A 23,232-nucleotide genomic window follows, 5' to 3' on the forward strand; every position below is an offset into this window, starting at 1 on the left:
ACGCTCAATCTACCTATCGTGCGCTGGTCATCTGTGCCCATTGCCGTTCTTGCTCGGCCGACCGGCTACCCCGCCTTGGTTCATACCTGCGCGTCTGGTTGCCATGGTGATTCCACCTTCGGTCGTTCGGGGTGTCGAGCCAGTTCGATCAACGCCCACACCTGCTCGAAGGTGAAGGTTGATTTTTGGATGACGAACTCGCGGTTACCGCCGGCATACTTGGCGCCCGCCAATCGGAGAAGATCGAAGACCTGGTCGAAATCTTCTACGTGTGAAACCTGAATGTTGAAGCGCTGGCTGGATTGCGGCGAGGACTGTCTTGCCGTGTGCTTCTTGGTCGACGGGTCGGGCGGTGCCCCACCCTCCCATCGGATGTCGCAGTCCCTGCCCAGGACCTGTTGCACCGCCGCGCTGACCGCCCCCGCGTACTTCGGGCTTGTCAGGTACCGCGCCAACACAGCGTGCTGATGGGCGAATACGACCGTGGTGCCGTTAACTCGAACCACCGACACCCCTGCCAGCAGCGCATCGACACCGGCTCCGCCCAACTCCCGCGCCTTCTCACAGATGACCGGCCACGCCGCTTCGATCGCCGCAACATCGCTGCTAGAGGCCGTGGGCGCCTGCGACGGTCCTGCTGGCGCGCTCGATTGCTGGCGTATCCGCTTGCGTGCATCCTCGGCGGCCTGCATATGTCGACGCTCCTGCTCCAACTGTTCGGCCAGTTGTTTGGTCAACGTCGCAGGGATCGCAACACCGTGCGGCGTCAAAGTGATTTCAGGTAGTGATAGTTCGTAGGGAACGAGGCCGTCTCCGATGCACGGTGGCAGATGCTGGACGCGGTGGTGTACATCGTCGACAGTTGCGGCGGGTTGCCGTTGATGCGGGGCACCGACCATCAGTGTGACGGAGCCCTTCCAGGGATCGAGCATCCATATCTGCTGGGGGTGCTCGGTGCCGCTGAGGATCATCCATGGGATTGGGCTCTGCGGGCGCCACAGCCACACATCGACGACGCCAGTGCTTCGGTAGTCGCGGTGTCGATCGCGCCAGTCGGCATCGGTCAGTCGATAGCTCTGGACTTCGAGTGCGACCTCGCTGCCGTCAGCGAAGACGACACGGACATCGCAGCGTCGCTTCCTGTTCGGTAGCCACACTTCGCTGCGAACGTCGACGACATTTGGTTGTGTTCGAGCCCATGTCGCGACAGCTTCCTTGCTGGCCAGGTGCCACTCGGACTCCGGGTCATGCTGTCCTCCGGCGAGCCCCTGGCCCGATGGATGCGCGAAATGGGGTCGCCGAACCCCGCCGATGGGGCCTTTCACCACCAGCGGCACTTCGGTGCCCGGCGCAGCGTCGATGCCCGCATAGCACAGCGCACATACTAAAGTCCGGTCGCCGCCGTAGCTCCTCGCCCGCAGATCGTCCATGCGCGGATCGGCGGGATCGGTTGGTGCGTAGTCGTACTGCTGGCGTAGGAGGTCCAACGCGACTGTGAGTTTGTTCGAGGTACCCACCTCAGAACACCCCTCTTCTCGAATGGGCGGTGGCCTTCCAGCAGCGGCAGCTGCAGGAAGCCTTGGCAAGGCCGCGCTATTCGAAGTGGGATGTGTTTAGAAGTCCTGCTCGAAGTCGAGTCTGAGCGCATGTGATGCGGTAGCAGAAATGTCCGTTATGTTGAGCACGCCGGAAAGTTCGAGATGCACGATTTTCAATGACTTTTGATTGCGGCCTGTCTTGATCGTACGACGGCCTGGCCGCGATGTCACGACGATCTCGGCGAGCATGGATGCACAAACCCAGCACTCTCGCCCGCCCGCTGGTGTCAGCAGGACGTTATCGGCCCCAACGGGCGCGGAAGTCGGTCGACCGGTCCTCAGTGGAGCCCGTCGCGGTGCGCGAAGGCCCACAGCTGTGTCACCGCTAGGTTCTGTCTCCCAATCGACCGAACAGGGTGTTCGGAGTGCCTCGGTGGTGCATCATGTCCGCTGTGTCGAGGCTGGCGGTTGATCGGTATCAGGTGTTGACGGACAAGTAGTGGGAGTTGCTGGAGCTGTTGTTGCCGAAATCCGAAGGGCGAGTGTATCGTAACTTCGCCAATAATCGGCTGGTGGTGGAGGGGATGCTGTACCGGTTGCGCCAAGTTCGCCGCGGCGGGACCTACCTCGGGAGTTCGGGCCGTGGCAGACGGTATGGAAGCGGCACCGCCGCTACGCCGCGGACGGCACATGGGATCGAGTGCTGGCCGCGCTGCTCGCGCTGGCCGACACCACTGGTGATCTGGACTGGGTGACCTCGATCGACTCCACGATCGTGCGGGTGCACCAGCACGGCGCGGGCGCCAGACACGACTCGGTGTCAGGGTTATGAACCCGCTGACCATGCTATCGGGCGCTCACGCGGTGGTTTGACCACCAAAGTGCATGTGGTCGCCGATGGCCATGGCCGCGGCCTGGCGGTGCTGCTCACACCCGGCCAGGCCGGCGATGCACCGATACTCGCGCCGTTGATGGAGGCGGTCGCGGTGCCCCGCCTCGACGGCGGCCCACCACGGCGCAACCCGCAGGTCGTGATCGCCGACAAGGCGTACTCCTCGACCGCCAACCGCGCCTTGCTGCGACGCAAACGTATCCGCACCGTCATTCCCGAACGATCCGACCAACTCGCCAACCGCAAACGCAGAGGTCGCCGCGGTGGGCGGGCACCCCACTTCGATCGAGAAACCTACAAACGGCGCAACGTCATCGAACGTGCCTTCAACAAGGCCAAGCACTGGCGTGCGGTGGCCACCCGCTATGACAAGTTGGCCATCACCTACCGCGCCGGAGTCGTCCTGGCCCTGATAGTCGAATGGCTCAAGTCATTGGGAGACACAACCTAGTCGGCTCGTACTTGGCAAGAACGAGTACTTCCGTAAGCTGTCCAGGGTGTTTTCATTGGTGCCGAGAAACAATTACCAAGAGTTCATTCAGGCATGCCGCGCGTTCAAGCCGAGTGAGCTTATTCCAGCGCTGGCACGGCTGTCGGCCAGCCTTGGCGAGCCGCCGTACTCGAACCAAGTAAAGCGTCAACTGCCGCCTTGGGGTTTGGCTGCCGCAGCCCGCGAATCGCTGTTGCACGGAAACGAGCACCGAAACGAGGGCGTGTCCGATAAAGCTCTCGACAATCTCATGCGAAAGTTCTTCAACTCCGAATCTAAACCCCACGTCAAGCCGGGTGATCCGACTTTCCTGCTGTCACTGGTGACTCCGATCCTGTATGAGCAATTCCCATGGCAGGAATCGATGTACGAAGAGATCGCCCGATCGCACGCGATGCTGCTGGAAGGCCTCGGGCAAGTGAACACCTCGGTAGTCACTGCGGATTCCTTGGCGGAAATCTTGGGAGGGATGTCACTCAGCGAGGGTGTCGGTGCAGCATTTGTGCTTCAGGTTGGCGCTCAAATGAACGGGGGAGTATTCGATCCAGCCTGGCTCAGCCAGTCGAACTTCGAAGATGTGCTGAAAGTCTTCCCGCGCAGCAATATTGAGACATTACTTAAACGCTTGACGGCTACCCGTGAAGAGTTCAAGCAAGACTTCACGAAGAACTCCCTTTATGAGAGGCGACTTGCGCGTTACGACTACAATCCGCTCGTCCGAACACCCTTCATCGAGTTTGACCAGAGTCGACCAATTACACCCGCACCACGACTTATAATGCGCACAGTCACACCCGGTGGGCTCTATCACTCAGGAGTTTCGCGGTACGGCAACGTATTCGCAAATGACCTAGGGAAGCTGTTCGAACATTACATTGGCCGGAATCTCCGCTTGATTGAGGGCGCGGAGGTGCACCCCGAAATTGTCTACGGTAAGAATCAAGAGAAGAGTGTCGACTGGCTTGTGGTCATGCCAGATCTGGTTCTCCTCGTGGAGTGCAAGTTGAAGCGGCTCGCACTGGCAGCGCGAGCAGGTGATCCGAAGCTGTTCGAGGACTTGAAAGACTCGCTCAGCAAGGCACGAGGGCAATTAGCGAGGACAGTTGAGAATCTCGCAAGTCGCAGATCGGAGTTTGGCCATATTCCGACGGACCGCCCAATGTTAGGACTGATCGTATCGGCGGAGCCGATCTACTCGGCGGCGGCGTACCTCCTTGATCACGATACCGCGCTGATTCCGGGTGGGACACTTCCTGATGTGCCAGTCGCAGCGGCAAGTTCTCGTGAGATTGAAGCGCTTGTCACTCATGGGGCGGACACGCAGGACGTCCTTCTGGCACTCATGCGGGATCAGAACGGCGGCGCGATTTCACTTCGTGGTGTACGTGCCCAGATTGACCGCAAAAACCCGATTTTGGAAAAAGCCTGGCGTTCTTACGGTTTTCCGCACAGCGACCGTCTCCAGTCAGTGGACCATTGATGCCTTGAGGGATACTGCGCGAGGCTACTCAACCTGGATCCACGGGTGCTGGGCTGGTCTGGATTTCCTGGTTTTGGGTGCGCGGTGGGTTGCGGCCGAGCCGGTGTATGAGCCGGGACTCGTTGTACAAGGCCACATGGCCGTGCTCGACGTTGAGGAGCGGCCGGCGGCCAGCCCACGTGAGGTCATCCACCGTGCCGCTTGCGAGTCCCACACGACTGCTACTCGATCGCGGATAGCACCTCGGAATACTTGTCGTTGACTACGTCGGTTGCGCGGATCAGCGTGCCTTCTTCTCGGCGGTAAATGCGCTCTGGTCCGCCGCGAAAGGACAACCAGCCGAAGCTGCTGTTGATCCAGCTGTCGTCGAAGATGAAACACGGAGGACGCGGATCTTCGAGCCGGATCACGGTGAGGTTCGAGAAGCGCTCGCCGAGCTTGCTGAGGCGATTGATGGCCTTCTTGCCATGCTCCCGGTCAAATTGGCTTGAACCGTAAGCAATGTGCGCCACAAACCTGCGGCGTCGGAGCAGGGTCTCCAGCTGGCTACAGAACTCGGTGTCGATAACGGCGTCGTGAATATGTGGCGTGACCAGCAGGAGGCGGCGGCGTGTCTCGCGTAGCGCGTGCGCGAGGAACTCGCGGTGCTCGAAGACGGGGACCGCGCGCACGGTGAGTGCGGACAATTCGGCACGAGCCGTCGCGCTGTCGCTCGCAGGTGCGTCCGCGGACAGAGCGCTGCCTCCGGGGACGGTGTTGTCTGCCCTTCTTTGTAGTCCCCGCACGGTGTTGTAGGGAGCACGCTGCGCCACGAGTTCCGCAGGCAGTTCCGGCTCGCCGACGGGGTCGACGACGATGATGCCCAAGTTGTCGGTGCCGCCGGCCTTCAGCAGGGCTTGGCCGTGTTGCTCGCTGACCAGGTCGTCGACGACGACGCTCAGCCGTACTTCCTGGAAGTCGATCGCGGAGAACACCAGCAGCACTGCCGGGAGGTAGCGGCGCGGCTGGCGAGTGACGGCCTCGACCGCCAGTATCTCCAGCAGAGCCGAGGCACGTGTATTCCGGGCCGGAGCGACGGCTCGTTCGCGGTCTATCTCGCTGTCGGTGATCAGGGTGTTAAGAGTGCGCGGTGATACGTCCTGCGCGGTCACCTCGCGAGTGTGGCTGGTCGGCAGCAACACCGCGCCAGCGGTCTGGGCTTCGTCGCGTGTGATGACGTCGGCTTTGGTGTGCTCCGTGGGGATCCATCGCAAGCGGTCGAAGGCGTAATGCTGCTCGACTCGTTGCGGCGTGGTGGTTCCCAGCTCTACCACAGATTTTTCACCGGCTGCGGTGAGACGAATTGTAGGCACGCCTCTGCGTTGTAGCTGGTGAACCAGGCTGTAGTCGAGAGTCTCAGCAGAAAGTTGCCCGGCGACGGCGTTCCGGACGACATCGTCCTCGATACCCAACACGGCGGCAATATCGGGGATGGTGTTCACGCCCTGCTGGCACAGACGCAGGACGAACTCGTCGACCACTGGTAGTGGTTTGCGTTCCAAGGCCACCAAGTCGAGTGTGAGCCAGGAGATAGGGATCGCGGCCTCAACCGCGGCCACGAGATGAAAGCCAGAGTGCAGTTCGCTGTAACGCCGTGCGGCGGTGACGGTGGGGTCAGTCATGTGTGGCCGTCCTGATCCTGCAGCTGTCGGGATGGCGACGCATGTAGGTCACCACCTCGTTCAAGGGGCCAGGGCGGGTTTCGCAAAAGGGCACATCGCCGACGATGACGAGGCCGTACCGGGCGCGCGAAAGGGCCACGTTGATCCGCCGCCAGTGCCGTGGGCCCAGGAAACCGAGTTCACCTTGAGAATTGCTGCGCACGATGGAGTAGAAGGTAACGTCGCTTTCCCGTCCCTGGACGGCATCGATGGTGTTGACTTCTATCTCCAATTGTGGTGTGGACAGCCCGGCCGCAGCGTGGCGCAGCTCCTCCATCTGCTTGCGGTACCCGGTCAGAACCAGCACGCGCAGGCGGTTGCCGTCCTCGGTGTGCACAGTGCCGTCGGCCACGGCGCTTTTCAGTTCGGTCAGCGCGTGTTTGATGACCTGGACCTCGTGGCGGTTAAGCACGCTGGTGCCGCTCGGGGATTCCCACCGTCTACTGGAGCGGGCGGTGTCGAGCCAGGTGACCGGTTTGTAGAGACGGTCCCAACCGGGCAGTTCCGGGGCGGTCACCGACTGCAGTGCATTCTTGTAGAAACAGGCGGAGATCAGATCGCCGATGCCGGGGTGCATCCGGTACTGGTGGGTGAGTTGGTGATGCGCAATTTCGGGAGCCTGGTCAAGCAGGTCACCGAACAGGCTCCGTTCCACGTCAGCCCGGTCCAGCTCGTGGCGCTCCATAAGGTCCTCGTCGTCCAAGACTTCTTCCTGCATCGGTGGAAGCTGGTTCGGATCCCCGACCAGTACCCAGCGACGGGACCGAGAAAGAGGCACGAGCGTCTCGGTGGCTGTGGCCTTGGACGCCTCGTCGAGGATGCAAAGATCGAACTCCAACTCCCGCACTGCGGGGTGGGACAGGAACCCGACGCACGTTCCGGCCACGACCCGGGCTCGTCGCAGCAGGACAGCTTCCAGATCGTGGCTGGATTCGATCCGTTGCAGCCACTCCGCTTGAAGCTGGAGGATGCCCACCAGCTTCTCCAGTCGGGGATTCTCGCCTACGACTGCCGTGAAGGCAGCCCTCACAGCCGTGCCCGTGAGGGAGATCTCCGGTGCGACCAACTCGTTCATCCGGGCCTCACCGAAAAGTTCGGCGGCGCGGCGGCGCAGGCTGTCGACTCGGTCGGCGGTTCGGTCGATCAACTCGGTCAGCGCTGTCATCTCCGAGACGATCTCCTCCTCGTCGGGAGGGATCGACTCCGCGGCGGGTGCGGTGTCCTTCGGAGCGCGGAGGTTCGTCCGGCGGACTGTTCCGCCGAGTGACTGGAGCCTGGCCTCCGCCGCAGCTTGGTCGGTCAACGCGGCGATGCACTCCAGCAGGGTCACTGCCCCTTGAACGTGGGCCAGCTCCACCGCTTGATCTTCGGCTAGCTGACGCAGGTGGCCCTCCGCACGTTGACGGATCTCGCCGACCCAGGCCGGCATCCGCTCTTCCAGCAGGTGACGGCGGGCCTGGGTGGCAATCCGATCGTCGTCTGCACGACCGAGCCGGACCAGGTTCTCCAGGCCCGCGTCGGCGAGCCGGACGAGGGCGTTGTCCACGGCGACGTGGGTCTGGCTGACCAGCAGAATCCGGGCGGTGGGGTTGCGGTGGAGTTCCTGGCGGACCAGTTCGGTGATGAAGCTGGTCTTGCCGGTTCCGGGCGGGCCCTCCAGCAGAAAGAAATCCTGAGTGCCCAGCGCCCGGCCGAGCGCGGTCCGTTTGTCGGTATCCAACCGCTGGTCAAACCATTCCGCCGTTGCAGGAACGGCGTGCTGGCCGATGCGGGTCGGGTCCAGCAACAGTTCGCGTAACAGCGGCCGAACGGCAATCCCCGAACGGATCTTGATTACGGCATCGCGCTGCCGCGCGAGCGCCGTCTTTGCCGGTCCGATATCCAGGACCAATTCGCCTTCAGATGGCAGATTCTTCGGTTTCCGCGGGTAGCTGAGGGTGAGAACGGTGTCCTCTTGCGCGATCACCACTCCGGTGCCGCCAACGATGCGGTCCCGGCCGACCCCGTCGGTGACCGTAACGCGGCAAACGCGTTCCTCGCCGAGAACATCCGTATCCGGCACCGCAGTCAGGCGGAAACGCGCTCGCTTGCCGTTAACCTCGACCGAGGTGTATCGCAGGACACCGGAGCGGGTGCGCTCCAGGTCTTCCTTGGCGGCGAGCAGGTCCATCCACTTGTCGAACATGCGGTTCTCGTCGCGCTGCCGCTTCTCGTCGTTGAGGCGCAGGTAGTGCTCGTCCAGGGCGGCGAGCACCATGTCCATTGTTTGTCGGGCGGTTGCCGGCGGCTGTTGCTTGCTCGTCCAGATGATCTCCTCGGCCACCGGCCATCCAACGCGCCGCATTGTGTCCAGCGCGCCATCGCTGTCGTCGTTCACCCGGGACACGACGAAGCTCGGCTGGTTCGGCAAAACGACCAGGCGCATGCGGCGCTGGTCGCCTACCAGGTCCAGCGTGTCCGGCATCGCCTGACCGCTACCCGGATCGATCATCCGAAGCAAATGGGTGCCTCGAGCGACCTCGGCGTTCAGCGCTCGCTCGACGGCCTCCAGATCACGGTCGTGAGGCGGAGCGACCAAACCTCGGGTGGCCGAATCCCGGAAGTCCAGCTGGGCCATGCGCGGCTGCTGCCACTTCCGGTTGCGACGAGTCTGGATCTCGCGGAGACGCTCGCGCAGTGCCATCGCATCCCGCGGCCGGGCTGCTGGATCGCCGCTGGTGCATTGCCTCAGCAGCGCCTCGACCTCGGGTGGCACATCGATCTCGTCGAGGGCCTCGTCAAGTTGCGGGTAGTCGGTGAGCATGCGGCCAGTCAGACATGCCACTGTGGTCGCGGCGAAGCCCCAGACGTCTCTGCTGGCACTACCCATCCCGTCCAACTCGGGTGGGGCATAGGGGCGCGAGACGAACTCGGCGACGGTCGCCTCGGTGAGGTGGCTCCGGATTTTGCTGATGCCGAAGTCTGCCAGCAGCGGCGTCTGATCTTCACTGACGAGGATATTGGCGGGTTTGACGTCGCGGTGCACCACGTCGCGCTCGTGTGCGTAGGCCAACGCATCGGCCAAAGGTAGACCGTAGGAGTTGGCGAAGTCGTCCCAGCCGAAATCCTCCGGCGGGGGCAGGACGTCCCGCAGACGCTGCTGCACCCAGGGGAAAACCAGGTAGAAGGCGTCCTCGGCTGCGTCCTCACCATGGTTGAGCAGCGAGACGATGTTGGGGTGGTTCAGCCGTTGTAGTGCTTCGACCTCACGTTGGAAGAACACCCGGTGCGTTTCGTCCGTATCGGCTCGCGGGATCAATTTCACCGCCACCACCGTGGCCGTCTGCTGGTCGATGCTCTTGACGACCCGGGAGGCACCGTCGCCACGCTGCTGCTCATTCGGCATCACCACGTATCGGTCCGCCACAACTCGCATCACGGCCACCCTTTCGCAGTTTGACTACAGAACGTTACAACCCACCGGTTTCAGCTGCTGCTCCAGCAACGGATCCAGGCGGTACCGAACCGCGCGGTGTCAATCTCAGCGCCATCCAGGAGAAGCAGGCAGCAATCATCTCGCTAGCGGTGCCCTGAGCAGCGAAGCAAGGCGGCGGGGGCGCAGCGCGTAGGAAGGCACGAGTTGACTGGTGAGTTGGGCGGGCAGCCGTCGGTGTAGGGAAACGAGTAGGACCGATTGGCATTTAGCCCCGGCGAAGGTTGGGAGTGGGGTGAGGCGACTAGCCTGGGCGGAGTCCGGTGCTGCCCATGCCTGCCGTAACGCGGTGGTGATCGCCGACGGCGGCTACCAGGGCACCGGGGTGATCATCCCGCACGGCCGGGCGCCCGGGGTCGAGCTGCCGGAATGGAAACAGGCTCAGAACAAATCCCACCGCAGGGTCCGTGCTCGTGTCGAGCATGCCTTCGCCCAGGTGAGGAGCTGGAGATCCTGCGGGACTGCCGGTTACGCGGTGACGGGGTCGCTGTCGCGATGGCCAGGGCTCTGGCCAACCTCGCCCACGCCCACTGAGCCGGTGACCGACAGGTAGCAAGCCTGGCTATCCCAGACATACGGGACAGCCCTTAGTGATCCGCCCGTGGTGGTAGGACGATGTCGAGCCAGCGAGAGTCGGCACCGATACTCTCGAATTCGGGCCGGAACTGGATTGTCCTGGGGTTGTGAGAGAACCGGAGCTGTAGGATCGCGTCACCTGTTCGCGGTCCGAGTTCTATCCAACAGGTGCACGATTGCATGGTTTGCAGACTGTCGCAGTAGCAGTCAATGTCTTTCGTGGCGAGGGGGATCCCGAGGCCGCTATCGGTGAGACAGTCGATGAACTGCCGATGGTACGAGCCGATGCCCGCAGTCGAGTTCAGTTCCAACTTGAATCGTCCATTGCAGCACCAGCCCTTCGTGTAAAACGCACGCGATGCGCTTCGGAACAGATGCAGGCGACGCAGCAGAGCAGAGCCGAGCCACGCGAACTGCGGGAATGCGTCGATCTGCCAGCCGATAAAACGCCGCTCGGACGCGCCCACTGTGCACCCGGTATCCCACAGCGGGCGATGGTCGCTGGCTTCTAGGTCGGTGCGGACGGTATCGATCGCTGCGCGCCAGCTCGCATGCGGCGCGCACCGCAGCACAACCACACCCGAAGTGCCCGCCATCCGCAATTCTATGTTCCGTCCGGAGTGCCGCCCGAGCCGCAGGCCGGCCACTCCTGCGACGAAAGAGCCGTTCTCGTCCGCATAGGGCACCAAGCGATACAGCACATCGGTTGCGGCATCGTACGTCCTGCCGAAAGCCGCGACACGCTCGTCGACCCAAAGAACGATCCCGTCGCGCTGTGGTCGCACGCGGGAGATTGCGAATGGATGCACTGTCCAGTTCCTGGAGTCGATCAGTGCTACAAGGATTTCGGCTTCCAGGAGCATCTGGTCGCCGACCGCTGCAGGTATCGATGTACGGTGGGCGGGAGGGCGGATCTGGCGCGCCGCTTGGGCAGATTCACCCGTATAGGAACGATAGGCGCGGATTTCGTCGGTGATACGACCACGTGCAGCCATCAAGGTCCAATCGGAGCACTGCCGCCCTGAGTGCCCACCATGGTCGGCAGGTCAGATTGTGTGACCTGCGGGCGCGGATGGGTGCTAATGAAACGTGCCGGGTGGAGCGAACCGCTTCTTCATCCCTTGAGTCGGCGCTGCAAAGGGGCGGCGCGGCGCCGGAGAAGGGCCTCCCGAAGGCCCGCCCCCATACTGGCGGTCGCTTCTGATCCGGTCAAACACCCACCCTGCTCCAGCGTGTCCCAGACCGGCTGAGCGCTGGCCCGACCAACTGCACCGTCTGGCTGCATGTCCGTGTACGGAACGGTCGGAACCACCGAGAAGGAGGAAGTGACGGTAACGGCTACCCCATATTGCAGCGGATGCCCTTAATCTTGGTTAGGTTCCTATTGAGTTAAGCTTCGAAGGTAATCCCTCGCTGCATTGCAGCGGCTTCGAAATCTTCCATCGACACCATCCGTCGACTCATAAGCCGACGGCGCGCACGAGCTTCATCGCTGGAGCTGTCGGTAACGTCGAAACACTCGGCTACCAGAGAAACATCATGCTGGAGCATCTCGCCCCAATGATGATCCCCGTTGATTTCGTGACGCGGATGTCGGACCAGTGGCAGAGCCGAAGCGAACTCTGTCAGGTCACGGGTTTCGGTCGGGGCGATTGCGCACCAACGGCTTACATCGATCCAGCCCTCCTCGAGAAGCATCTGTTGTCCATGTCCGACCAGATGCCATGCCAATGGCGGGAAGAACACCGATGCCCACGTCATCAAGACGCGAGGGCCACCATCAGGCGCTCGTCTGGTCGACTGCGGTCCATTGAGGTAGCCGCCCGCGCTCGTGCCCGAAACCCACGCGGTCTTTCCCTTGGTCATGGCTAGGCACAACTTCCAGTCAGGCGGGAGTTCTATCGCCGATGCGGGATCGAGCAAACGCGCTACGTCAGCCCATTCCTGGCGAAGCATCATCGTTGTCGCACACATGCCAGCAAGCAGAGATCGAACTACTGCGCCAGGGTTGAAAGCCACCGACGGAATCGGCATCGGCGCGGACGACTGCCGTGTCAGCGAGGCAAGCCAGAGAGGCCGCAACGCCGCGGCGAGTTCGCCGTACGCCTGATCGAACCGCCGCCCTGCGGCGGAGTTGCACGACCGACACTGTCCAAGGAACCAGATCCCACCTTCGTCGGCGCGGCCGAGAGACACAGTGCTGCCGTTGCGCATCCAGGCCCCCCGTGTCACCGCGCCTTCATTGCCCGCGCATTGCGGTGGCACGTGTGCCTTGCTCATCTTCGCAACCGTGCCGCATACGCCACACTCATAGCGGCCTCTTCTAGTTCGGTACCCCATTGCCAGCCGGACCTACGACGGCCCGCACGAGTCGCTCGAGAGCCAGACGCACGGCCTTCTCGCGAACCTCAGGCGGGTAGCGCTTCGACATGATGATGACCATCTTCCACTAGGAAGAAGCGGCCCCCAACCCGTGACGGTTCATGTGCGCAACATGTTTGAGTCGAGGCTGCGGCAACTGAACGAGCGCGCATGACTCGCGTACGAGCGCCCACGAATCACCCCGTTGGCAGCCAGGACGCGCGCGGGTGTCGAAGTGTTGGGATAGGGCTTGAATAGCAAAAGACCCCAGAGCTTTCGCTCTGGGGTCTTTGCGCCGGACGTTGTGAATGCCGGGCTACTTGGCGCTGGAGATGCTGAACGCGTCCGCCAGGAAGTCCTTAGAGCACCTATCAGGTTCGGTTGCGGAGTCTTCGCCAGCAGATGAGGGCGGCGGCGAGGTCGAGGAGTCCTTGGTGGATGTCGGTGCGTCGTTCCCAGCGGGTGGCGAGGCGGCGATACTGGTGCAGCAGGGCCAGGGATTGTTCGACGATCCATCGCCCTGTCACCTTGTCGTGGGTGCCGCGGCGGGGGATGTAGCCCGGTGATACGCCGTTGCCGCAGTTCGTCATACACGCGCGGATAGTCGTAGCCCTTGTCCGCGATCAGTGCCTTGATCCGGTGGCGAGGCCGACCCGTTCTGCCGCGCAGCGGCCGGACCCGGTCGAGCAACTCCGGCAGCATCAGGTGGTCGTTGACGTTGGCGCCCGACAGCGCGACCGCGAGAGGTAGCCCGTTTCCGCAGGTCAGGATGTGGTGTTTCGATCCTGTCTTGCGGCGGTCGACTGGGCTCGGGCCGGTCGCGGCGCCCCTTTTTTCGCCCGCACGTGCGAGGCGTCGGCGATGACCCGGTCGAAATCGATCAACCCGGCGCTGTTGGCGTGGGCGAGCATCGCCTGGTGTATCGCCTCGAACACCCCGGCCGCTTGCCAGTCCCGCACCCGCCGCCAGCAGGTCATGCCGGACCCGAAGCCCAGCTCCTGGGGCAGGTCTTCCCACCCGATCCCGGTGAACAGCACGAACAAGATCCCCTGGAACACCAGCCGGTCGTCCATCCGCGCCGGCCCCGGCGTACCCGGCGCCCGGACCGGCAGTAGCGGTTCGATCACTGCCCACAACTCGTCATCCACGACCCACGGTGCCGCCACGACGAAACATACTGCACTGCAACAGGAGTCAACGCCACCCGGCCGAACCTGTTAGGAGCTCTTAGGCTGCTCGTGCCCGGCGCGGGTTCCGACTATGTCGGTCCTCGGTCGTAGGCTCACTGGTGCGTCGGCAACCCACAACCGGTTCGGCTCGGTGGCGGTGAAGTCGCGTTCGACCAGGTCCGGCGCCGGCATCGCCCGTGGGTCCTGCCGTGTCGATCCGAGCCGCCATTTCTTGCGCAGGAACGCGCCCTGCAGCCGCGACCGCCGCATCAACCTCTCGACCCGCTTGCGGCCGAAGTGTATGCCTCTGCGCCGCAATGTGGCATGTACTCGTGGTGACCCGTAGGTTCCGCCGGAACTGGTATGAATATCGACGATCTCGGCCAGCAATTCCTGGTCGGCGACCTGGCGGTCAGACGGCTGCTGCGCTCGCTTCTTCCACCCGTAATAGGTCGAGGGCGCGATGCCCAGGACCCGTAGCAGGAGCTCGACCGGGTGCTGACTGTTCTGTTCGACGAACCGCATGATCACCGCCGGGTCTGGCCGAGCTCCGAGGCGAAATACGCACTCGCGGAACGCAATATGTCATTGACTCGCTCCAGCTCCGCGACCTTCTTCTTCAGGGCCCGGTTCTCGGCCAGCATGTCGGTCGTCGGCTTGTCGTCGCGTTCGCCGGCATCGGCCTCGGCCTGGCGGATCCATAGCCGCAACGCCTCGTGATGCACTCCGAGCTGAGCGGCCAGTTTCCGGATCGTCGGCTTCGGGTCGGACTCCCGATACAGCCGCACTGCCCGCGCCTTCAGCTCGTCCGGGTACTTCTTCGGTGCTGCCACGAATGACTCCTTCCGGTCCTATCGGACCACAGTCAGAGCCCTCCGAGAAAGCGGGGGTTCCTCTGTGTTTGTCAAGCCGCTGGAGCGGGTTTGGTCGTAGCCTGGTCGATGGCGGGTTCCGGAAGTGACTTGTCCGAAGAGCTGGCGTGCGGGGTTGAGCTGGCCGCGCAGGATTTCGTAGTCGCCCCCGAGTGTCCTCCGGAACCCGCCCCGCTCGTGTGGCGGCGTTCGCCGGCGATCATGATGCGCCAAACATGGTCGCAGAGACGGCGTTTGAGGCAGCGCATCGCTTCCTTGTGGCTCTTGCCTTCGGCGATCTTGCCGTCGTAGTAGATCCGTCCTCTGGTGCCTGGCATGCGCACTTGGGTCAAGGCGATGGTGTGCAGGGCGTTGTTGAGCTGGCGATCGCCGTGGCGGGACAGTCGATGACGAGCTTTGTCGGCGCTGGCGATTTCGATCGGTGCGGTGCCGGTGTGGACTGCGAAGGCTCCCGCGGTGCGGAACCGTGACGCGCGGCCGGTGCGGCCCAGCAGCCGAGCCGCGACCACCGGTCCGACGCCGATCACGTCGAGAAGGCTGCTGCCGGAATCGGTGACGGTGTCTTGCATGCGCTGCTGGTTGGCCTTGAGCCGGGCGTCCAGAATCCGCACGTCGGCGACGAGGTCGCGGGCGAGTTCCTTGCGGGCGCGTTCCACCGGTGAGGACGGGCGGACCCGCAGCAACGCATCGGCGGCCTGGTTCGCGGTCAGATCGGTGGACACGCCACCGGGCAGCAACTCCCGCATCACCGCGTGCAGTTGGTTGACCGTGCGGGTGCGCTGCCTGGTCAGATTCGTGCGCCGCTCATCAAGCATGCGCAGCACGGTGCTCGCTCCCTCGGCCTCGACGGGCACCGCATCGCCGTGCAACGCCGCCACACTGGCAGCCGCGGCCGCGTCGATATTGTCGTTCTTGCGCCGCCCGCCCCGCGACAATTCCCGCACCCGTGCAGTGGCCGTGGACGGCACGTCGGTGACCTTCTCACCGTGGGCGATCAGCCATTGGGCCAGATGCCGACCCAGACCCCACGCGTTCTCCACGGCCCAGTACCGTTCGGGAAAACGTTTCGCCCACACCAGAAGCCGCCGATACTCCGGCAAGGCGGCGTCGATCCGGATCGTCTCGAGCGTCTTGTTGGTTCCCGCATTCAGCGCTGCCGCCGTATGGGTGGACTTGTGCGGGTCGACCCCGATCACCACCGTCAACCACGTCTCCTGATCCCTCGTCGGATATAGGAAGCCGCGGGCGACATTCCGGCTTTCGGCCTGTGTGTCTCACACCTCTGTTGAGTCAGGCCCGCGGCCGGTGTCGGGCCGGGGCGCAAACCCCCGGTGAGCCAGCCCGAACGGGCGGCAGGAACCTCACGAGCCAGCCCCGACTCGACACCTCCGGCAGACTACGGCCGGTGATCATCCAGCCTGCCGACCGGTGACATCCATATAAGCCGGAACCTCAGGTCTTGCGTCGCCGGTTTCTCATGGCCGTGATCCATTGGGGCTGAAGCGGTCCGGGTATTCCGAGTTCTGCGAGCTTGCGGATGTGGTGGACTTCGACGTTGCCCACGGTGCCGCAGAGTTCGCAGGTGTCCGCGAGGAGCCGGGTGAGGATCTCCTTGTGCGGGTAGTCGGCCCGGATCGGCTGGGAGTCGATGACTCTCACCGTTTTCTGCCGGTGCAGTGGTATCTCTCCGAACCGAGCGACCAGTGGTTTCCTGTTGTCGCGTTCGATGCGTGCTTCGAAGCAGGTGCGTGGCCCGTGCGGTGTCGTGATTTTGGTTTTGTGCTTGGCCGCCATCTTCGACACGGTCGAGCGGTGCTTGCCTGCCAGGGTCTTGAGCATGGAGGTCTCCATGACCCAGCGCAGTCGGTGCAGCCGATAGACGTCACCGGCGAGCAGGTAATACTGGACGATGCCCCGGTAGATGGCCCCGTAGGTGGCGACGATGGTGTGGTCGCTGCCGTTGGTCAGGGCCGCCTGTTTGGCGGGTTCGCCGCGGCGCAGGTAGGGACGGATTTGGCCTTGATCACCGCGCGTGGGACGCGAAGGGTGATCTGGCCGTTGACTCTTCGGTAACGGCCGGTCTTCTTCGTGTCGTTGTGCTGGACGGTGATCTCGTAGCCGAGGAATCGGGCCGCGCCTGTTCGGGAGTGGGTGATCAGCGTTTTCTCCTGGGACAGTTCCAGTTTGAGGTCATCACGCAGGAACTGCGCCAGGCGCTGTTTTGATTTCCTCGGCTTCGGCCTTGGGTCCGGCGAACCCGAGCAGATGATCATCTGCGTATCTGCAGTAGCGCAGCCGCCGATATCCTGGGTCGTCCGGATCGGCGATGGGCAGGCTCACCATTTGCTGTCGCAGTGTCCGGGCAGCGGCCCGGTCACCCCGTCGGCGAGCAGGTGCCAGTTGTGTCTGCAGTTTCAGGTAGGCAGGGTTTCGTGCCCGGCGGTCCCCTCGGGTGTATTCCGGGATGAGTTGCGTTTCAACGAATCTGTCCAGCTTGTGCAGGTAGAGGTTGGACAGGATCGGCGACGCGACCCCGCCCTGAGGAGCTCCCGACAGGGTGGCACCCCAATTCCAGTCCTCCAGATCTCCGGCCGTCAGCATGTTGCGCAGCAGCCGCAGGAAACGGTTGTCGTGGATCTTCTCCGACACGATCCCGATCAATATGTCGTGATCGAGCGAGCCGAAGCAGTCGGCGATGTCGCCCTCGATGAACCACGCGGTCCCGGTCCAGGTGTTGTCGATCTCCCGCAGCGCGGTGTGACAGCCTCGACCCGGACGGAACCCGTGGGACCGGTCGGAGAACGTCGGTTCGTAGTACGCCTCCAACAGCAGGCGCATCACCTCGCCGACAAGCTTGTCCGACCAGGTCGGCAGCCCCAACGGGCGGGTCTTGCCGTTCCTCTTCGGGATGTGAACTCGCCGGACCGGACGAAATCGGTAGCGCTCGTGGCGCATCGCATAGATGATGCGGTCGATCTTCGCCCGCGACATGCCGTCCACGGTTTCCGGTGTGACCCCGGCCGTCATCGCGCCCCGGTTGGCGTAGATGCGGCCGTAGGCCAGCAGATACAACTGCGGGTTGAACAGTTGCCGATACAACTCCTCGCACGGCAGATTCCGCTTGCCGCGTTCACGCAGGACACCCAGCACCGTTGCAGCGCTTTGCATTTCGCATACCTCCCGATCATCGAGTGTCCGATTCACCTGGCCCCCTTCGCCCTGCGGACGGCTTTCCCGTCCTCCCTGGCCGGGCGTTACTCCGGCGACTACTACGAGGCCTCCGTCGCCATAGGACTCGCGTCCCGTAGGCGATCCCGCGTTCGTGCGTGTCGTACGTGACAGCGTGACGTAGGCACCCCACTCATCTCCTTCAATGCCCTCGCTGGGCATCGCCCCGCACCCTGGAGGTTGCATCGGCCAACACTTCGACTCCGACACAGAGCGCGGCACCGGTTTCAGCGGTCGGTTCCGGTGGATGGGAACTTGCATCGACTGGAGATTGGGATTCAGGCAATCCAGCTTTCGCCTTATCACGCGGGTCCCTCCAAGTTCTTCCCGGCTGAACCGGGGATACGACACGCCGCTTGCGCGGCGCACATCGTCCGCTCGATCACCCAACGGTGACGGCCGAGACGTTCCCCGGACTCGATTCCCCTGCGAGCGATCCGCACCGCGATCCCACGCCGTCGGACCCACCGTCGCAGTTCCGGCTGGTCATAGGCTTTGTCCGCATGCAACTTGTCCGGTCGCCGTCGTCGCGGGCCGCGCCGCGACCGTACGGCAGGGATCGCCTTCACCAACGGCTTCAACGCCTGGGAGTCGTGAACATTCGCGCCCGACACCGCCACCGACAGCGGGATGCCCGCCCGATGGGTCAACACGTGCAACTTCGACCCCGACTTGCCACGATCCGTCGGATTCGGGCCGGTCAGATCGCCCCCTTTTTCGCTCGAACACTCGCCCCGTCGGCCACCGCCCTCGACCAGTCGATCAACCCCTGAGCCCCCAACTCGTCGAGCACCGCCCGATGCAACCGCCTCCACACCCCCGCCCGCGTCCACACCGTGAACCGGCGATGCGCCGTCGGCACCGTGACACCGAACGACGGTGGCAACATCCGCCACGCGCAACCGCTGGTCAACACGTACACCACCGCCGTGAAGACCATTCGCTGATCTACCGCGGGCACCCCGCCACCCTGTGGACGAGCAGTGAATTCCGGTAGCAGAGGCTCGACCAACTCCCTCAACTCGTCCGGCACCAACCGCAACGACAACGCATCCACAACCGACCATCATGCAGCACAACCGATCTCGGCACGCAGGCAACGAATCAGTCCCATGTGAGACACGGTCTTAGCCGGATAATGCGACGACAACGCGGTCATCGAATCCTTCTGGGGCAGAATGCAAACCGAGCTACTCAACCGGAAACGCTGGCGAACCAGGATCGAGCTGGCGAACGCAATTTTCGAGTACCTCGAGATCTTCCACAACCGTCATCGGCGCCACTCGGCCCTCGGTATGCGGACACCGATCGAATACGAGATGATGCAACCATCCGTTCAACCCGTGGCCTGAAGTCCAGAATTCTGACTCCACGAAACCGTTGGCACATCACTCGGGCAACGACGACGACCTGACCGAACTGGCGACCGAGAACGCAACCGCCGCCGTCGGCGCGGGCCGCTGCTTCATCGCCTTCCTGCTCGAGGGGCTATCCGGTCAACGTTCTGAACGCCATCCGCCGGGTCCCGAAGGCCTGCGGAATCTATTGCGCCACAGCCAATCCGGTGGAGGTCCTGATCGCCGAGACCGCCCTCGGCCGCGGCATCGTCGGCGTGGTGGACGGCCAGCCGCCCCTCGGTGTGGAGTCCGCCCAGGATCAGGCCGACCGCAGACAACTGCTCCGCACCATCGGCTACAAGCTGTGAGTCCGCCGCACCGCGCGAACCACCAGCCGCCGAGCGGAATCCCGCAATACCACGAAACCGAGCCGCCCCAAGGCCTCTCGTACTCTGACGGCGGCCTCGCTGTTGCCGGTCTTGATAATGTCCCAGATATTGTCGTTGATGCGGGCCTTCAACGCGGTCGGCGAGAGGCCGCCCGGATTCTTGATCTTGCCCACCGCCTCGTCGAAGATGGCACGCATCTCCACGATCTCACCGAACGTGCGGGTCACCAACGCGTTCGGGTTTTCCGCGACGGAGACCAGGCTGCCCCCGGTGGCGCCCGGGCGGGTTTCGGCGCCCAGATATTTGGTGCTCCGGTTGGTCGCCGGGTCCAGAAATTGATGGTTGTACACATCGAGGGCCCGGGCCCGGGCCTCCTGTGGTGAAATGCCCTTCTCCCCTACCGGACGAATCTCGTCGATGTCCTTGGTGACGGGCTTGCGCTGCAACCCGGACTTACCGTGTGGCCGGAACGGCTGGTCCGATTTGTCCAGCTGATCGATCGCCTCGTCCAGTACCTCCTGGAGATTCGGCGGCTCGCCGCCCTGGGTACCGCCCCCCGGGTGCTCCGAGATCTCCTTGTCGGTGATCCGGCTCGGGGTTTCAGGTGCGCGCGGGCTGGTGGTCGTGGGTGCTCCGGCCTTGGATGGATGCACCTTCGGCGGGGTCAGTTGGGCGACCTTGTGTGGGTCGCGGACGGCCCGCGACTCCAGCACCGCCGCGCCCTTGGTCTCCGGCACCGCCATCTTGAAGCCGCCGATATTGGTCTCGGCGACCTCCGGCAGCATCTCCGCCATGACGGTGCGCAGCTTGCCGAGCAGGACCTTGAATTTCTCGAAGATCTCGGCGGCCTTGCCGCTCATAATCTTTCCGATGGTCGCCAGCCAGTCCAGGGCCTTGCCGAGCAATCGGCCCACGGCGCGCACCATATCCACGACGCCCTCGACGGCGCGGGCGGCGATCTTGCCCGCGATCTCGGCCGCACCCTTGACGATGTTGCCGATGGCATCCGAGGCGACCAGCAGGGCGATCTCGAACAGCACCCGCCCCACGACCTTGCCGATGTCTCGGCCGAACGAGTACCAATCCTCTTCCAGGAGGGCGAGGATGTCCTTGGCGGCACCGCGCCCGAACGGCCGCACCTTCGCCAGTGCCGCCGCCTTGACCAGGTCGGCGATCCCGCTCAGCGCCTGCCAGGTCTCGCGCGGATTCTTCAGCAGGTCCGCGACGATCCCCTTCAGACCGCCGCCCTCGTCCACGATCTGCTGGATGCGCGGAACGTATTTCGCGGCCAGCTCCGGCAACGTCTGGTAGGTGAACGCGGCGACCTTGTACGGCAACGTGATCAGGGTCCACAGCGCCTCGACCAGACCCCACAGGCCCTGACCCAGACCGATGACGATGCCGACCAGATAGCCACCGGCGTACTTCGCGGCGTTCAGCGGGCCGCAGTCGTCGAACTTCTTGTCGATCCGCGCCTGCTGGTCCGGGCTCACCGAAGCCAGCCCGCCGCGCAGGCCGCGCAGGAATTCCCGCGCGATCGTCCACGACGCCGGGCCGACGACCGCCTCACCGACCCGGGTCACCAGGGCGCTGTCGAGTGCGCCGAGCGATACGTTCTTATCGGGGTCGTCCTGGTTGGCGGGCTGGCGGGCCAGCACCACCCGCCCGGAATGGGCCTGCTGCGCGACGTGGGTGAGTTCATGGGTGAGCACCTGCCGCCCCGCCCGGGTCTCCGGCGCGAATCGGCCCGCGCCGAAGACGATGTGCGGGCCGACGGTGTAGGCCGCGGCGTCGACCGCCCGCGCCGACGATTCGGCGCGCGGGCCGGTGTGCACGCGCACGCCGCTGAAGTCCGAGCCGAGCCGCGCCTGCGCATCGTGCCGCAGCCTCGCGGGCAGCGCCGCGCCCGGCTCGGAGAGCACCGCACGGACCGCGCTGTCGTCCTCCGGCCGCAGGGCCCGATGTCCGCCCTCGGATCCGTGACCGCGCGGCGATCCGTGCCCGGCGGCGGCCGTGGACGCCGCCTCGATTTCCAGCGGATCCGACGGCGTCGTCATGGTGAGCGGCACCTCCGCCAAATTCATTCCGTACCAGCCGTTCCCGTTCACCGGACCCGTCGCGGTGCGTGGATGTTCCGGCTCGGCAGCGTTTTTCGGCGACGCGCTCTTCGAGCGCCTCGCTGCGGAATAGTGCGCGTGCTCAGGCATCGGGCACATGGGGCAGTCGGTCGAACACTCGTCGGCGATCGGTGGGCGGGCCCTGGCCGAGGTCAAGGGCCAGCGCGGCGTAGTGATACCGCACGCCGTCGGGCAGGCGCGGGATCGGTCCGTCGGCGTCGTGCGGCCATTCGACATCGCCGGTCACGGTGCGCGCCGGGAAAATCCAGTGGTCGCCGGGCCGGTAGGTGGCGGTGACCTCGTTCGGGCCGACGCTCTCCCCGGGCGGCGGGGGTTCCGGAGCGGTGAACATGATCTCGACGCCGTCTTCCAGTGCGATCCAGACGTTTTCGATGATGGGCAGCGCGCCGTCCACCGCGATGGCCTGTTTGCTGGTGCCGCTGTCGGACTCGTAGCGGGTGGGTGCGCGATGATCCCAGCGGCGCAGCATCGGGTGGCGGCTCTGGTGCATTCCGCAGTCGCCGGGCGTCCGGCCGGATAGTGTGACCGTGCGGGTATCGGGGTCGATGGCGGTCACTTCCAACAGCGCGGGCATCTCCTGCACCGTGGTGAGATCGCGATCGTCGGCGACGCGAGCGGCGACGGCGTCGTCGGTGAGTTCGACCCAGTCGCCGATCTCGAGGCCCAGCTTGCCGTCGCGCCCGAGCGTCGCCAGCTGCACTTGGTTGCCGCTGACGGAGGTGATCAGGAAGACCACCGAGCCGTTCTCCCGCGACCATCTAAAGGTGGCCCCGGCCAGCGTCTTTTGTCGCCCCCGCCCGCTCGCGGTGAGCGTGGTGGCGGGCCATGCGGGCCCGCCGCTGTGCACCTCGACCCGGTAGAGCTGGTTCTCGGGGCCGCGGAACCTGGCCTCCGGAGGCAGCTGGCACGGATCGGCGTCACTGTAGACCGGTCGGCGGGCACGGGCGGTGAGCAGGCCCGGATCGGGATGCAACGCCGCGAGCCGATCCCGCAGGGCCTCATCCAGTGCCGCCGCTCGCTTGGCCGGATCATCCAGCTCCGCGCCCGGAACGCCGGGCAGCGGCAGCGGCGCCAGCTGCCACACCACCCTTGCCCGCGTCGCCGTATCCGGGCCCGGGTCGCCCAGGGCAACCTCCCGGATACGTGGCCGCTGCAGGGCGGTGACCAGCTGCTCCCAGACACGCAGATAGGCTACGAATATGCCCTCTGGAAGTTGATCTTCGGTGACGCTGGGATCGAGATAGCCGTCGGGTTGGTTCCAGTAGCTCGTCCAGGTCGTGGCGACGTCCGGATCACCGATCTCGTTCTCGACGAGCAGGCCGTCGACGTACATCCGGCCAGGACCGATCAGCAGATCGGCGGGCGTGCCGACAACCGGGGGCGCGGCACGCACATCGAATCCGGCGTGATCCTTCGGCGCGGCGGCACGGCCGACCAGATCTTCGACGACCGTGCGCAGATAGTGCAGCAGGATCTCGGCGTTCTCGTTGAAATCGGCGTCCAGCTGCACGCGGCCCTGCTGGAACAGCACCGCGGCGAAGTGGTCGGCCGCCTGGAAGGTGCGGCGGGAGAAGTCACCGTGCATCGTGG

General features: G+C 64.3%; 14 protein-coding genes and 6 pseudogenes. 5 read left to right on the top strand and 15 right to left on the bottom strand.

Features of this window, described 5'->3' with window-relative positions; all coding sequences use genetic code 11:
- Positions 1-80 precede the first annotated feature (80 nt).
- Positions 81-1,517: a competence protein CoiA family protein gene (locus IU450_RS13155; RefSeq protein ID WP_195150096.1), complete on the bottom strand. Its 1,437-nt coding sequence runs from the start codon at positions 1,515-1,517 to the stop codon at positions 81-83.
- A gap of 96 nt (positions 1,518-1,613) precedes the next feature.
- The gene (locus IU450_RS13160) at positions 1,614-1,787 is read right to left on the bottom strand and encodes a hypothetical protein (RefSeq protein ID WP_195150097.1); all 174 of its coding nucleotides are present in this window, start codon (positions 1,785-1,787) and stop codon (positions 1,614-1,616) included.
- Between the two features lie 257 nt (positions 1,788-2,044).
- On the opposite strand from IU450_RS13160, the pseudogene IU450_RS13165 reads away from it, so the two are divergent.
- Positions 2,045-2,881, top strand: a pseudogene (locus tag IU450_RS13165) (IS5 family transposase).
- Positions 2,882-2,927: 46 nt separating this feature from the next.
- A complete protein-coding gene (locus IU450_RS13170; RefSeq protein WP_195150098.1) occupies positions 2,928-4,400 on the top strand; it encodes a hypothetical protein in 1,473 nt (490 codons plus the stop codon).
- Between the two features lie 221 nt (positions 4,401-4,621).
- Here IU450_RS13170 and IU450_RS13175 read toward each other — a convergent pair whose 3' ends face one another.
- Together IU450_RS13175 and IU450_RS13180 are read right to left on the bottom strand one after the other, a co-directional pair.
- A complete protein-coding gene (locus tag IU450_RS13175) occupies positions 4,622-6,061 on the bottom strand; it encodes a hypothetical protein (protein WP_195150099.1) in 1,440 nt (479 codons plus the stop codon).
- A complete protein-coding gene (locus IU450_RS13180; protein ID WP_228834564.1) occupies positions 6,054-9,515 on the bottom strand; it encodes an AAA domain-containing protein in 3,462 nt (1,153 codons plus the stop codon). The genes IU450_RS13175 and IU450_RS13180 overlap by 8 nt, the downstream gene beginning before the upstream one ends.
- 304 nt (positions 9,516-9,819) lie before the next feature.
- Here IU450_RS13180 and IU450_RS13185 point away from each other — a divergent pair.
- A pseudogene (locus IU450_RS13185) lies at positions 9,820-10,106 on the top strand (transposase family protein); the annotation flags it as partial.
- Positions 10,107-10,159: 53 nt separating this feature from the next.
- On the opposite strand, the gene IU450_RS13190 reads toward IU450_RS13185, so the two are convergent.
- The 9 genes and pseudogenes from IU450_RS13190 to IU450_RS13225 form a co-directional block, all read right to left on the bottom strand.
- Positions 10,160-11,146, bottom strand: coding sequence for a hypothetical protein (locus tag IU450_RS13190; protein ID WP_195150101.1), 987 nt, complete (start codon positions 11,144-11,146; stop codon positions 10,160-10,162).
- Positions 11,147-11,537: 391 nt separating this feature from the next.
- Positions 11,538-12,428, bottom strand: a complete 891-nt coding sequence (locus IU450_RS13195; RefSeq protein ID WP_195150102.1) for a hypothetical protein — start codon at positions 12,426-12,428, stop codon at positions 11,538-11,540.
- A gap of 452 nt (positions 12,429-12,880) precedes the next feature.
- Positions 12,881-13,675, bottom strand: a pseudogene (locus IU450_RS13200) (IS5 family transposase).
- A gap of 51 nt (positions 13,676-13,726) precedes the next feature.
- Complete coding sequence (locus IU450_RS13205; protein ID WP_195150103.1) at positions 13,727-14,203, bottom strand: IS3 family transposase; 477 nt, start codon at positions 14,201-14,203, stop codon at positions 13,727-13,729.
- 2 nt (positions 14,204-14,205) lie between these two features.
- On the bottom strand, positions 14,206-14,511 hold the full coding sequence (locus IU450_RS13210; RefSeq protein ID WP_195150104.1) for a transposase: 306 nt from the start codon (positions 14,509-14,511) through the stop codon (positions 14,206-14,208).
- 71 nt (positions 14,512-14,582) lie between these two features.
- Positions 14,583-15,749 carry an IS110 family transposase gene (locus IU450_RS13215; RefSeq protein ID WP_195150441.1) on the bottom strand — a complete coding sequence of 389 codons (1,167 nt, stop codon included), beginning with the start codon at positions 15,747-15,749 and terminating at the stop codon, positions 14,583-14,585.
- A gap of 253 nt (positions 15,750-16,002) precedes the next feature.
- Positions 16,003-16,677, bottom strand: a complete 675-nt coding sequence (locus tag IU450_RS39670; protein WP_324197679.1) for a group II intron reverse transcriptase/maturase — start codon at positions 16,675-16,677, stop codon at positions 16,003-16,005.
- A 66-nt stretch (positions 16,678-16,743) separates the two neighbouring features.
- Entirely contained in the window at positions 16,744-17,940 is a 1,197-nt protein-coding gene (locus IU450_RS39675; protein WP_228834530.1) for a reverse transcriptase/maturase family protein, read from the bottom strand.
- A gap of 148 nt (positions 17,941-18,088) precedes the next feature.
- A pseudogene (locus tag IU450_RS13225) lies at positions 18,089-18,811 on the bottom strand (IS5 family transposase); the annotation flags it as partial.
- Positions 18,812-18,923: 112 nt separating this feature from the next.
- Between IU450_RS13225 and IU450_RS13230 the strand changes: the two are divergent.
- Positions 18,924-19,130: pseudogene (locus IU450_RS13230) on the top strand (IS3 family transposase); the annotation flags it as partial.
- Between the two features lie 28 nt (positions 19,131-19,158).
- Positions 19,159-19,483: pseudogene (locus IU450_RS13235) on the top strand (adenosine-specific kinase); the annotation flags it as partial.
- Here the strand turns inward: IU450_RS13235 and IU450_RS13240 are convergent.
- Both IU450_RS13240 and IU450_RS40575 read right to left on the bottom strand, forming a co-directional pair.
- Positions 19,471-21,561 (bottom strand): DUF4157 domain-containing protein, encoded by a 2,091-nt coding sequence (locus IU450_RS13240; protein WP_228834531.1) that lies wholly within the window; start codon positions 21,559-21,561, stop codon positions 19,471-19,473. The pseudogene IU450_RS13235 and the gene IU450_RS13240 overlap by 13 nt on opposite strands.
- A 142-nt stretch (positions 21,562-21,703) precedes the next feature.
- A complete protein-coding gene (locus IU450_RS40575; RefSeq protein WP_267470545.1) occupies positions 21,704-23,227 on the bottom strand; it encodes a DUF6519 domain-containing protein in 1,524 nt (507 codons plus the stop codon).
- Positions 23,228-23,232: the final 5 nt, after the last annotated feature.

This window comes from Nocardia abscessus (assembly GCF_015477775.1).
In the GTDB taxonomy this organism is placed as follows: Bacteria; Actinomycetota; Actinomycetes; order Mycobacteriales; family Mycobacteriaceae; genus Nocardia; species Nocardia abscessus_A.

Excerpts from the sequence above, each read along its gene's own strand:
- IU450_RS13180 (WP_228834564.1), bottom strand. The coding sequence starts at position 9,515 with ATGCGAGTTGTGGCGGACCGATACGTGGTGATGCCGAATGAGCAGCAG.
- IU450_RS39675 (WP_228834530.1), bottom strand. The coding sequence starts at position 17,940 with ATGCCCAGCGAGGGCATTGAAGGAGATGAGTGGGGTGCCTACGTCACG.
- IU450_RS13195 (WP_195150102.1), bottom strand. The coding sequence starts at position 12,428 with ATGAGCAAGGCACACGTGCCACCGCAATGCGCGGGCAATGAAGGCGCG.
- IU450_RS13240 (WP_228834531.1), bottom strand. The coding sequence starts at position 21,561 with ATGACGACGCCGTCGGATCCGCTGGAAATCGAGGCGGCGTCCACGGCC.
- IU450_RS13160 (WP_195150097.1), bottom strand. The coding sequence starts at position 1,787 with ATGCTCGCCGAGATCGTCGTGACATCGCGGCCAGGCCGTCGTACGATC.
- IU450_RS40575 (WP_267470545.1), bottom strand. The coding sequence starts at position 23,227 with ATGCACGGTGACTTCTCCCGCCGCACCTTCCAGGCGGCCGACCACTTC.
- IU450_RS13205 (WP_195150103.1), bottom strand. The coding sequence starts at position 14,203 with ATGCGGTTCGTCGAACAGAACAGTCAGCACCCGGTCGAGCTCCTGCTA.
- IU450_RS13175 (WP_195150099.1), bottom strand. The coding sequence starts at position 6,061 with ATGACTGACCCCACCGTCACCGCCGCACGGCGTTACAGCGAACTGCAC.